The sequence below is a fragment of the Mycoplasma zalophidermidis genome (assembly GCF_018913985.1).
In the GTDB taxonomy this organism is placed as follows: domain Bacteria; phylum Bacillota_I; class Bacilli_A; order Mycoplasmatales; family Metamycoplasmataceae; genus Mycoplasmopsis; species Mycoplasmopsis zalophidermidis.
On sequence record NZ_JAHMHK010000003.1, the window covers coordinates 20,189 to 33,559 of the forward strand.

Consider the following 13,371-nt stretch of genomic DNA (forward strand, 5'->3'; position numbering starts at 1 on the left):
CAAATATTAGGATGTGCATTAAATTTTAAATAATTCTATAATAAAAAAATGCTATCAACATTTGTTGTTAGCAGTAATAATATAAATGCTACGATTAGCGTTTTTAAAATATCATAATTGTTAAAAAATACTAATTAATTCGGAATTCTATTTTATTATTTGATGGTGTGAAATCATAAACAACATTCACTATTTCTTCATTATTGATATTCATTAACTTATCACTATTTTCAAACATGAAACGTGAAAATGGGTCTACGAATAAAGTTTCTAGTTGAGCGACTAAACCACGACCCCCTAATTCTGAATTAAATGTTTTATGGATAGAAGTAAATAATTCTGATTTTTTTTCTTCCATGATAGGTTTGATAAATATATTTTTTTTGTTTTTAATATTGTCGATGATTCTTGATAGTTTATGTTCTAAGATTCTGAAAGCTATCTCCTTATCTTTAATAGGGTTAAACGGGATGATGTTTTTAGTACCTATTCTATTGAGTAATTCGGGTCTACCTAATTCATTTTTAAAATAATTAACTACAGAATCAAAGAAATGTTTTCTGATATTTTCTTTAGTTTGACTGTAATTACATTCCTTTGCTCCTATATTTGATGTAAATACTATAAATGTTTCACTAAAGTCTACAAGTTCCCCTTTAGAAGATGTTAAACGCCCATCTTCAAGGATTTGTAAAAATTTATCTAAAACTTTACCATTTGCTTTTTCTATTTCATCAAACAAAAGGATCGAGAATGGGTTTTCCATAACAGCGTTTGTTAGCTGTCCACCAGCTTCATAACCTACATAACCAGGAGCTGAACCTATTAATTTTTGGTCTGATTCAGCATGATTATATTCAGACATATCGAAACGAATTATTTTACTTTGGTCACCAAAAACAAGTTCACTGAGTCCTTTGACAATTTCAGTCTTACCAGTACCAGTAGGCCCAGCTAAAAATAAGATTCCTCTAGGTTTGTTATTGTCTTCAATTGATGATTGAGCGATGCCTTGAAGACCAACATATGAACGTATTAATGTATTTTTTATCGCTGAAATTGCTTCATCTTGACCTTGAACTCTTTTTGCGAAAGTTTCATCGCATTTTTGAATTGTTTCTTTACTTAATTTCTCTCATTGTGAATCTTTGGCTTCAAATTTAAATAATCTGTATAGTTCTTTAAAACTTTTAACATCAATTTTTTGATTGTACTTAACAACTTTTAACATTTGAAGTATTTCTCGATATGTTAAAGAATCAGTTGAAGTTACTGCTTTCTCAATTTCATCGTCTGAATTAACTATCTGATTATTTGTATAGTATTTGAATGAAGGTAAAAACGCTTTGAAAAACAATCTTCTTTCATTGGCATCAGGATGTTTAATAATTAATGTGTCGCATTCTGTTGATTTTGAAAAATATATTGAAGAAAACAACTCTTGGTTATTGGCTATAAGAATTAATTTAAATTTTTCGTTTATATAATTACCATATTTTTTATTTAAGTAGTCTGTGAACGATGACATTAATCTTTGAATATCTTTAATATTGATTTCAGTATTTTTATCAGAAAAAATAAATTCAGCTAAATCAACAATGTACACAGTATTTTTATCTGAATCGTGATTCTTAAATTCTCTTTCAATGTTATTTATTAACTCTATAAATTGACTGCCTGCTGGCATTTGGGTTCTAGCCTCCAGATCATCATTATCAGTAATTTGGTTGCTGAAATTATCTTCAAATTCAGATTCTGATTGATCGTAATTGGCTGAATCAAAATCTAAAATACCTTCTTCAGCTATTTTAATCCCGTATGTTGGCGAAAAATAGTGAATATTTTTATAATCGTTATCAAACAAAAACCTTGATAAATATTCAATGAATGAAAGCATACCTGTTTCTTCGCTTTGATTTAGATGTTCACGTTCAAAATTGATATCTAACATTTTATGAAATACAAAATCCGTAACATTACCTTTTATTACAAGTATATTTTTTGAACTTAATCTTAATTTAAGTTGCTCTGTGATTGATTTTTTAAATGACATTAGTTATCTCCTATATATTTGATTTTTTCTTTTGCTTTATATGTTGACCTTTGAGCATTGTGGTTTCTGGTGATTTTTTTGTCTTTGATTTCGATTCCTTTTTGTTCAATAGCTTTGAAAATAAGGTTCGTTGTTTTTTCGCAACAGTGTCCTTTGTAATCCCCATATTTTCAATCGATTGCTAGAATATCGTTTATTTCAATGTCAAAATCATCTCCTAAATCATTAACCAACGTATATTTCATATATATTCTTTGTCTATGATCTAAGTCCGTTTTAATATTGCTGATTTTATATCTATTTTCTTTTGCAACTGTTTCAAGTATAGGATTAATTACTGCAATCATATTCTTAATTGCAATGTCTTTTGAATTAAGATAAACAATATAATCATTCATTTCCTGCAAATTTTTTGTATCCCGTGCCAAAAAGAATAATTTGTTCTGCAGTGATGGATGTTTGCTGTATTTTCTTTTCAATATATCTTTTACATTATTCAAGAAAATATTTTTTTGTTGCTCATCTGCCTGACTTTGTAAAAGTTTGTCAATTACGTTCGATAGATTCTGTTCATCAAATTCTATTAAATTATTTTTTAGATATTCGGCAGCGTAATATGCGATTTCTCCATATTTAGCAACATAACTTTTAAAATCAGTTTGCTTCTCCGAGAATTTTTTGCAATAGAGTCAAGATTATTAATGAATCGACTATTTAAGGTTGATATTTGGTTAGATATTATTTTAATTAGTTGATCCTGAAATTCTTGAATCGAGATATCTTGCGAATAAGTTTTAATAATTTCAATTCTTTCGATTTCTGTCTTGACAAATTCTCTTAATTCACCAACTGTTTCTTCAATTGTATAATTTATCTCCTTATCATTTATAGCTTTACCTGTTTGTATTAATTCGTTAATTTGTTCTTCGCAAAATTGTTGCAATTCTAATTTTTGTTTGTTGTTTAGCGAACACGTTACAGTTACTGAATGCGACATATTTTTTCTTTTCCTTTCATTTTAATTTCTTTTTTGAGCCTTATGCATTTTTTCAATTTCATCATTAAATTCTTTTATAAATGAATTATCTTTTTCAAGGTCTGTTAATTTCTTATCAAGTTCAGAGATTTTATTTATCTTAATTTTGTTCATTAATTCTTCGAATGTTGGTGTGTGGATTATTTGATGCAGTAATTTATTTTTTTGTTAAATAGGAAGTTTACTCATTTCTTTCTTTATATCGTCATTTATCGCATCAGAAGTTTTATTTCTTAATTTAACAGCTCTAGATTGTAAATTATTGTAACAAATATCTTTATCGGATTTTTTTCTAGTTTCGAAAGCTTCTTTTAATTCATTAAAATTGACAGATACGCAAAAATGTTTACTTTTTTTATTAAATTTTTCGACATCTTTTTCAATTTTTTCGTAATCTTTGGTAATGTCTCCATTAATATATTCGTTTGTTTTTAAATCATTTATTTTTTTATTTAATAAGACACATTTTTTATCTAAATCATTAAGGTCATCATAAATAAATTTTAATTTTGTTTTGAATTTTTTTTCTGAAGATACTTGATTAAATGAATATTTATCGAGTAAGTCATCAAATAGTCTATTATCATTTTCATAAAGATATTTTCAGATTGGAGAAGCAATATTTAAATTGTTATTTGATGGTATTAATGATAAAACTATATCTTTAGACTTGGTGAATATATCAATATCAGATATTAATTCTTCAAATTCTTTAATATTTAAAATCTCCGAGTAGTTGATTTCATCAGAGTACATTTTTAGAAGCTTAACCGCATTTTGGAAATTCGTGGAATTTTTATATAAATCTTTATCTTTTGAAATTTTTGTTTCAATAAATGATTGAACTTTATCTTTTCAATCATAAGTTTTAAAATCCCCAAACTTTTGGAAATTATCATTTTTATAGATGTCTTCTAAAAAAACATTAATATCTGCTTCTTGTAGCCCGATTAACTTAAAATCAATCTTTGTATCACCAATTTTAAATGGGCAGATAACATTAACGAAATGGTAAATACCTTTTTCATCAAAAGTATATTGATGTCCGTCAAAACAAAGACGTTTTCTATTTATTAAGTCTTGAATATTTTTTCATTTATCGACAAGTCGTCTAAAGCATAATACATCTTTCGATTTATTTTTAGTTGTTATCTCAAGCGAAAATGTATTGTGAATGTATTCACTGAACTGCTTTTCAAGATAAACTGGGTAATATTCGGATAATGACATATAAATCTTAGAATTCGATTCAACTAAAATACCATCTTGATTAAACCGTAAATCTACTGGTAGTATAATTTCATTGTAATACATGCCATCTACGATAGAGGCATTTTTTTCAACTATGAAGGAATGAGAATTTATTCTTTTATAATCTTCTTCTAATTTTATTTCACATTGTTGTCTGAATATTTTTTCATCAATGGTGTATGATGAGTCACTGATAATTTCACTTTCAGGCCTTTCACCCTTTTGAAATTTTTTTTGTTTATTATTGATTATTGAAGAGTCACATGGTAATTTCGTAAAATAATTTCCAAAATATTCCTCTTGATCTAGTTTTTTATTAACCTTAAGCTTATAAAATTCATTTTTGTTTATTCATTCAACAATTTCATTTCGTATTTCTAAATCACAACAAAGCATATCTGTTATTTTTTGAACATTATCGAATTTTTCTTTATTTTTAAATGTCTCTTCTAATACTAAATTACGAAGTCCTTTTTCAACAAAATCTTTATATTTTTCGTTTCAGCTATAATGTTTAACTGCAACATCCCAATATTTTTCTAAATTGTCATTGGTGTGTTCTGAAAATAATAAAGGCAGAAGTAGACAAAAGTCATTGCTTGTTAGGTTTTGTCTGGTACTGGTTTTGAATTCGATTACGCATTTTGAATACGGTATTTTTATTTTTAAATTAATCTTTGTGTTTTCCATAAATAGCACTTCCGTCAGTTCATTTTGATTCATTTTGTTCTTCTTCACCGTAATTTGAATACTTCTTAAGCAGAAAATCAGAATTTATTGTTTTGTAATATTTGAACGCACCCACCATAAATAAAACATTTTTTGATCTCGAGGCTGCAACATTATTTCTTTCGTCATTTGTTAAAAATTCAACATCTCTTCGTTTTGTAACAACGATTTTATTTTCCGATACTTCATGAAATATGCAGTAGTCCTTATTTCTGACAAAATCAACAATAATTATTTCTTTTTCTCTTCCTTGGAAGTTGTCAATAGTGTTGGTGTCGATTTTCAGTCCTTTTAATTCTTGACATTGCCCAATTAATAATCTAATTAAATTAGTTTGAGTCCTAGTCATTGAAATGACTCCAATTTTTTTCTTTAATTTATCGAAACTATTATTATTTCTAAGCTCAATTAAGATATTAATAACTACTAAAGCGTTGTAAAGATTATATGTTGATTGAGTTTCAATTTTTTTAAACAATTCATTTTCGAACACTCCTATTCTTGGAATTTCGCCTTTAAAATCCAATGATTTTGATTCTGTTTTTTTTACATATTTGGTTATAAAACTTTCTGGTTGAATTGTGGTGTCGATAAAATGTAATTTATTCGATGCGTTATTAAATTTAATAATTTCGTTGAGATTGTTATGAACTTGAGGCATTCTAAGTTTTTCATCATTATCATAAAAACAATTAATCAGTTTCATAATAACTTCATTAGTTCTATGTTGTTCAGTAAAGAACCCATACACTGGTTCGTTATTAGATGAATATTTTTTATTTTTAATTTCTAATATTTGGTTTTTAAAAATAGGCGCGTTGATGAAATCTTTTAGTTGTTTATACCAATTGTTTTTATTTTGTTCTCAATCATTATTAGATATGACTTCTTTTCTTTTCAATAATCTATGAATGAGGTGTCTCGGTTTATTATCATCGATTTCCTTAGTTCTAAGCTCATTATTAATTTTGTCAAAACTATTTTTTAATACTTTTTTTATGTCATCCTCAGGGATGTACTCACTAGGTGGCAATTGTTTATAATCCCCGCACATAATAAATTTATCTGATACCAGTAAACGTGTAAGTATTTCCGGCGTAGAAGATTTAGAAACTTCATCCATTATTGTTACGTCGATAGGATAATCTAATAATATATCTTTATTATTTGATTCATCTAAGTCTAGTGTTGTTCTAGAAGTTGTTGTTAGGCCAATTAGATTAATCAAATTATTTTCATTAGCGTAATTTATAAATTCAAAACTTCACTTTGAATCATCCATATATAATAAATCATCTTGATTATTGCTATCAAAATTTAGAAACTCATTCGTATTTTCATCCTGATTGTTTCTATTTTTTTCATCTTCATTTTTTTTGAATTCAATGAAGTTTTTTAATATTTTTACTTTAGGATTTGATTTGTTTTTAATTGATAATTTTGATTTTAAATATTTTGAAAGAGAATCTGTACTTAAAAATAATTTTTTTTCATTTTCTGCCATATCTTTCAAAAAGGTGGAGAGATTTTTATATTTTTTGATTTCTTCAACAATTTTACGACCATTTTCTAATTTATTTTCCTGCAAAAAAAATGGTGAAGTTATATTACCGATTAGTAAATCATCTCGTAAGAAAGGATATTTTTTCTGATATTCGGAATAGTTTTCAACAAAAGAGGAACATTTTTTATTTTCATGCTCTTTAACAAACTTTTCTTCTGCCTGATCACTAAAAAGTCACATTAGCAATTTTAAATCGTGATTTTCGTTTTTGAGTGTTTTTGTTAATTGGTCTAAATCTTCCGATATCTCTTTATATCTATTTATTTCGTCATTTTTTTCTTTTGTTTCTCCATTTTCTTGTAGAAAATTATTAAAGCTTTTAATTATGAAATTATGAAATAGACTTTGTGCAGAATATTTGTTTGGTCTGATATCTGTTTTTCTTTGCTTTTTATATATTATAAAATTAGGGTCACTTTGATTATTTTTATCCACTTCATCCAAGCAGTTAACTATAGCTTCGTGTGTTGATGATGTTATAAGAACGTTTTGCAACTCATTTTTAATTAGATGTTCGCACATAGCTGATATAACTCTGGTCTTACCAGTCCCTGGGGGTCCTTGTAAATAATAAATACTATTGGTTAATAGCATTTTTCTTATATTTTTTTCTTGTTCATTATTCAAACTATATTTCTTGATTATTTTACTTAATAAGTTTAATGAATTAGACTCGCTAAGAATTGATTTAGGAATTACGGGAGGATTTATTAAACCGTATATGGAATATGGATTTTTATAGTAACCTTCAACTGAATTTTTTATGGCGTTATAATATCGATCGACAATCATTTTTGTACCGATATTGATATTCGTTATATTTAAACAGGTATTAGGATCTTTAAAATTTGATGGTATTTTTAGTGGTGTTTTATTTTCTTTTTTATTTTCCTGCGACTGTGGTTTTGATCTCTTTAATTCAATAAAATAGAGATGTTGTTTGTTTTTTGTTCACTCGTCGAATTTTTCGATTGTTTCTTTAATTTGATTTTTTAAAATTTCAGTTTCATTTTCTTTATTTTCTATTGAATCGTTATGAAAAGAATTCTCTTTCTTTTTTGTATTTATGTTTTTTTCAATTATATTTATATCTTTGTTTACATCGGGCATCGATTCATATTTTTCTTTAATTGGACTAATATTGTCTTTAACCGCTTCAATACATTTTTCTATGAATTTTTTTCGATTTTGAACTAAACTTTTTTGCAACTTTTTCTTGTATGAATCTAGGACATCAAGATTTTTTTTGATTTTCTCATTTTCTGATTCATTTTGTTTTATATTTTTTGTAATTTCTACATTTTTTTCTGCAATAGCATTTGGTTTCCGTGCTTCTTTTTTAAGATTATTAATTTTATTTTTTAGTGACTCAAATTTCATTTTCTCCGTAGCAATCGTGTCGTCTAATTTCTTAGATTTATCCTCAAGTTCTTTAATTGTTTTATTGTTTTCTGTTTCAAAATTTTCTAATTCTAGGCTATTTCAGTTATCTTGTTTTTTTATAAATTGTAATATTTCTTTTATTTTATTATCTATATTTATATCTTCGAAATCTAATTTTTGTAAATCCATATCTAAATATTTATTAGACTCATTAATCTGTTTACAATTGTTCTTTCAATATTCTTCTTTTACTTGTTTTTTCTCATTTAATTCTTTTAACTCTTTGTTCTGGTTACTTATTTCTTTATTGTTTTTTTCTATAGTGCTTCGTATAATATCTATTTCACTAATCAATTTTTTAATTTTGTCATCTAAAACCGTGGTGAGTTTTTTAGGATTTTCAATTTTATCTTTTATTGTTATATCGATGTTTCAGTCGTCACTGGTATCGGAATGGTCAAATAGAGTTAAATTTCTTATTTTGTCACCGATTTTCTTTTCAATATTCGTTTTCAAGACAAAATAAGAATATTTACTCAAATTCGAAGCAATTTCATCTTTTTTTGTTTTTAGTTCCTCGATAAAGTCTTTAATACCATAGTTAAACAATGTGTCATAATTATTTGAGAAATCATCTTGTTGATTATAATTGTTTGATTTTCCTAAAGATAATGAATTGCTATAAAAATTCCTTAAACTATTAAATATTTCTCTAAATAAATAAAAATCAATTTTATTAGAGTTATTGGTTTCCTCATTGGGTAAAATATTCTCTTTTAAATTACTTAGTAATGTTAAAGATGTTTTTTGTTTTTCTTCATAATCATCAGAAACAAAGACATTATCTAGGTTATAAAATTTAGTTTTATCATCTGTGTTAGGTTCTAAGTACTGGAAATTATTAAACTCTAATCTGGTTAATTCCCACCCGCTATCATTTTTTACCGTGAAGAATAAAGATACCGAATTTTTTCTCCATTTTTCTTTAAATTTTTGTTTATAAATATCTTTTACTTTAGCAACAATTACTACATTTTTAATTTGTTTTGGAACTGGTAAACTATTTTTGTCTAGTTGTTTTTGGTTTAAATAAATGAATGGGTCTTTATATTTTCTTTCGGAAGCTATAAACATTTGATAATCAAATTCAAAGTCAGATTTATCATCTTCGATAAAACCGAAATCTTTAAGGAATATTCTAAATAAGCTATGGTCTTTCAGAGATTTTTCAAGACCTTTATATTCTTTTTTAATGTTGTTTGAAAATAAGAATCCATAATTTTTTCTAGAATATTTATTTGAGTTTCGCGTCATTGTTATGGACAAATCAGCTCAACTTTCAACATTTTTACCTCAATTATCAGTTCTTGCTTCTATATCATTCACTCAAAATCCATTAATATATAAATTTGCCATATGAGCCCCCCCCCTTTTTTTTTTATTGAATATGAATTAATAAGAAAACAAAATAAACATTAAAATATAAAATTTTAAGGTATAAATTTGTTAAATTGTATAGAAAATTAAATAACCTTAGTTATTATGATAATTTGAAATAATTGTATTGTTTTTCTTTGATAATCGAACCATCTTTGTTTTTGTATTCTAATGGTTCAACTTTTTTGACTTGTCATATTGAATCATCTTCCTCAATCCATGTGCTTTGATTAGCTTTTATTTCGTTAGATCTAAGGTTAATAGGGCAGCAATTACCATAAGTGGTTTTTCCGCCTTTAGATAAAGGAATTTTGTGATCTATATTTCAACCATACAAACTATTTCTATCGTTGTAAGCACTTTTAACAATTTTACGACCAGCATAATCTGAAACGGTAGTCTTAGTACCGTAATAAAAATGTCATATTTGTAGTGCTATGTCTTTATTTATATTATTATTCATGTTTGCCTCTAATAGATACTAATTTATAGTGCGGGATGACCGACTATTTGAGAACTCGAATAGTAAATTATAAATTAGCATCGTTCCATTTTTGTTCTCAATTCCATTTTAAATCGCCCTAAAAAAAAAAAAAAATGGGTTGCCGGAGACCATTTAATGTTAATTTTCAATTATTTTCCACATTTTTTCCATTTATCCTGATAATTCTTGTTTAATTTTAAAATAATAAAAAAATCACTACCGAGGTAATGATTTATGAAATATTTTACTAATTATTTTTATATTTTTTTACAATCTCGCGAAGTTTTATCAATCAATGATTTAAACCGCTCTTAGATATTTTTATTTCTGATTCGTCTAACAGAATTTCACTGATTTTTGAAAGACTTTCATCTGGGTTGTTTTTAAGAATAGTAAAAAATTCTAATTGTTTTTCAGTAAAACATGATTCCAAATTATTGTGATAAATATAATCAATGTTTTTTAGATGTTGTTGGTTTGATTTAACTATTCTTTTTAGATTTGCTAAATCAATGTTGTTGATTCTATTAAATGTATTATCAAAGTCTCTTTTTATACGAGAATCCTCTAATTTGAACATTGAGTCGATAACATTAATAGCTTTTAAAAAGTCCGAAATTTTTTCGTGTTTTTTGATATAAATCAGAAATTTTTTTCTATGAAAAATTTTTTGGAATCCAAAATCATATTCATTCAATTTATTCATGAATATATCAATGAATTTTTCATAGTTTGAACTTAGTTGCAAATGATAAGATGATTTATTCAAATCTGAAATAGTGCCCCCTCCTACGAAAGCCCCGGCAAAAAAACTTGCAGGATCTTTAAAATTAACTTCTAAGTTAAAATCGTTTTTATTTATACATATTTGATTTTTGTCAAGAGAATAATTAATGTTTATAAAATTCAATAAAATCAAGATATAATCAAGAGTTTCATTGGACGTTATTTTTAACGTTATGAATTCATTTTGTGTGCAATTAGCAAAAATGAAACCCCTCAAAAATTCTGAGATTTCATCTTTATTTCTTTTCTTCGAAAAAATTTCGTTCTTGATTTTTTGAGTAAAGTTTGTTTTGTCCATTTTTGCCTTATCGTGGGTATATTTCTTCTAATGCCCCGTCCACGCTATATATGCCTAAACGTTTTTAGCGAGCAAATTCTTCAGAGGAATTTAATTGAGCTATATAGGCAGAATTAGGATTGTAATATTTACTTGATTTTGAAGAAGAAATGTAATGTTTTCGGCCGTAACCTAGGCGCACTATTTCGGAATTTAAGTTGTATCAGTTATTGTTATATTTAACATAAACAATGCCGACAATACGACCATAATGATCTGATATGTTTGTTTTTCCACCCTTGGTTGGCTGAGGAATTATGTAAATTTCGCCTCCGACTATTGTCAGTACACTGGTTGTAAATTTAGTGGCTAACATGCCGTATTCATATTGTTTACCGGTCGTTTTTTCTCAGTCGTCATTATCTGTTTTGTGCATTTTTTCTGGCGTATCAACCCCAGAAAAACGAACATTGTAGAGAACGTTTTTATGTTTAAATCTAAATGTATCACCATCCTTAATAAAATCCAAACTGACTCTAGTTGCTTTGTTTGGGGCTAATTCATCGGAAAAATCATATAATAATATGTCGCTTTTTAAATCAAAGATGTTGAGGTTGTTTGATTTATCGTGCGCTGAATTATTATTGTTGTTGTTTTGTTTCTTTAAATTTATTTCTTCATTTAAATTATTGTCTTTGGCATTATTGTTTTCATTATATGTGTTTTTGTTAATATTTAAAACACAGGCTGAGGAAAAACTTGTCGTAGTGATAATTGAGCCGAAAGTTAATGATAGAAAAAATTTATGTTTCATAGTTATTATTTAGTTTTTAGTTCTAATTTTTCGTTAACCAACGTTAGATATTTATCGCCATTAGCAATTTCTAATTGGTTTAGAACATTGTTTAAATCAGTTGGTTTTTGTGTTAATTCGTTAAATAATTTTGCTGTATTTGTAACGATTTTAACACCGGATGTTAAACCAAAACTTGTTGCTAATTTGTCATTATCTAAAACACCGATTATCATTGTATTCAATCTGAATTGTGAAAGTTTACGTAATAGTGAAGCATCTTTAGTTGCAACAATAGTGAATTTAGGATTGTTTTGTAAAACAGAGTTTACAATATTTTTAACTAAATCATCTTTTTTGTCTAGTTTGCTTAATAATGAATTGATTCAGTTCGTGTATGAAGGTGTATTGTAATAATCGTTTTCTGCTTTTTTGTTGATTGTTCTCATTACTTGAACAGCAGTTACTGGGTATTTACCAGCAGCAGTTTCGTTTGAAAGCATTGTTGAATCAGCACCATATGATGTTGCTCAATACACATCACTAACTTCTGCTCTTGTAGGTTGTGGGTTATTTTCCAATGAGTCAAGCATTTGTGTCGCAACAACAACTACTTTACCCGCTTTGCGGCATTTATCAATAATTTGCATTTGTCAGTATGGAACTTCGTAATAAGGGATTTCTAGTCCTAAATCTCCACGAGCCACCATGATACCATCGCTTGCTTCAATTATTTCATCAATATTGTTAATGCCAATTTGGCTTTCAATTTTAGAAATAATTTGGATTTGTGATCCACCATTTTCAACTAATAGTTTTCTTAGGTCATTAACATTTTTTGCACTGTTAACAAATGATGCGGCAACATAGTCTACACCATATTTAGCGCCAAATGTAACGTCTTGTATGTCTTTTTCACTTAGGAATGGAAGTGAAAAATCGACGTTTGGTAGGTTAATTCTTTTATTTGTTTTTAAAACATGAGCATTTGCTGTAACAACAGTAATTTCACCTGGTACAACTTTAGTAACGGTTGATGTTAGTTTACCGTCATCAAATAGAACTTTATCCCCAACTTTTAAATCTTTACTCATATCGTATGGTACGGTTACTTGTTTATAGTCACCAATGACATTAGCAAAAGCTTCAGGAGTGGTAAGAATTTTTAGCTCTTGTCCTTGAACAATCGGACATGCTCCATCCTTCATCTTTCCAACTCTAACCTCAGGTCCTTTAGTGTCTAACATCAGTGAAATATTAACACCTAATTCTTTGGCTGCTTTTTTAGCAGTTTCGAATTTCATGTTTTGTTCTTCTAGTGTGCCGTGGCTAAAGTTAGCTCTAATACATGTAGCACCCGCTTCAATAATTTGTTTAACTATTTCTAGGCTTGAACTCGCTGGGCCAGCTGTAATAGTAAGTTTTTCTTTGTGATTATTTAATTTCATCGCGTCTCCTTTTAATATTTATATTAATTTATATTATAAATTTATATTAGATAATTAATGCTTATTTTTAAAAAATGTCGTAAATATCGTGGAATATATTCCCTAATAAAAAAAACGCCCGATTTAAAGC

Annotated in this window: 10 protein-coding genes; all 10 read right to left on the reverse strand. The window is 27.0% G+C overall.

The window, feature by feature from the left end:
- Positions 1-130: 130 nt before the first annotated feature.
- The 10 genes from KQ878_RS04390 to pyk all read right to left on the reverse strand — a co-directional run bounded on the left by KQ878_RS04390 (position 131) and on the right by pyk (position 13,241).
- Positions 131-2,053, reverse strand: a complete 1,923-nt coding sequence (locus tag KQ878_RS04390; protein WP_308506970.1) for an AAA family ATPase — start codon at positions 2,051-2,053, stop codon at positions 131-133.
- A complete protein-coding gene (locus tag KQ878_RS02265) occupies positions 2,053-2,553 on the reverse strand; it encodes a hypothetical protein (RefSeq protein WP_216567858.1) in 501 nt (166 codons plus the stop codon). The genes KQ878_RS04390 and KQ878_RS02265 overlap by 1 nt, the downstream gene beginning before the upstream one ends.
- A gap of 95 nt (positions 2,554-2,648) precedes the next feature.
- Positions 2,649-3,050 carry a hypothetical protein gene (locus KQ878_RS02270; RefSeq protein WP_216567859.1) on the reverse strand — a complete coding sequence of 134 codons (402 nt, stop codon included), beginning with the start codon at positions 3,048-3,050 and terminating at the stop codon, positions 2,649-2,651.
- A 21-nt stretch (positions 3,051-3,071) separates the two neighbouring features.
- Entirely contained in the window at positions 3,072-3,203 is a 132-nt protein-coding gene (locus KQ878_RS04210; RefSeq protein ID WP_281492785.1) for a hypothetical protein, read from the reverse strand.
- A gap of 54 nt (positions 3,204-3,257) precedes the next feature.
- Positions 3,258-5,063: a hypothetical protein gene (locus KQ878_RS02275; RefSeq protein ID WP_216567860.1), complete on the reverse strand. Its 1,806-nt coding sequence runs from the start codon at positions 5,061-5,063 to the stop codon at positions 3,258-3,260.
- Positions 5,011-9,432, reverse strand: coding sequence for an AAA domain-containing protein (locus KQ878_RS04395; RefSeq protein ID WP_216567861.1), 4,422 nt, complete (start codon positions 9,430-9,432; stop codon positions 5,011-5,013). The genes KQ878_RS02275 and KQ878_RS04395 overlap by 53 nt, the downstream gene beginning before the upstream one ends.
- Before the next feature lie 124 nt (positions 9,433-9,556).
- Entirely contained in the window at positions 9,557-9,916 is a 360-nt protein-coding gene (locus tag KQ878_RS02285; RefSeq protein WP_216505478.1) for an HNH endonuclease, read from the reverse strand.
- Between the two features lie 268 nt (positions 9,917-10,184).
- Complete coding sequence (whiA, locus tag KQ878_RS02290) at positions 10,185-11,021, reverse strand: DNA-binding protein WhiA (RefSeq protein ID WP_216567862.1); 837 nt, start codon at positions 11,019-11,021, stop codon at positions 10,185-10,187.
- 64 nt (positions 11,022-11,085) lie between these two features.
- Entirely contained in the window at positions 11,086-11,814 is a 729-nt protein-coding gene (locus KQ878_RS04215; RefSeq protein WP_216567863.1) for a thermonuclease family protein, read from the reverse strand.
- A 5-nt stretch (positions 11,815-11,819) separates the two neighbouring features.
- Entirely contained in the window at positions 11,820-13,241 is a 1,422-nt protein-coding gene (gene pyk, locus KQ878_RS02300) for a pyruvate kinase (RefSeq protein WP_216505475.1), read from the reverse strand.
- Between the last annotated feature and the right edge of the window lie 130 nt (positions 13,242-13,371).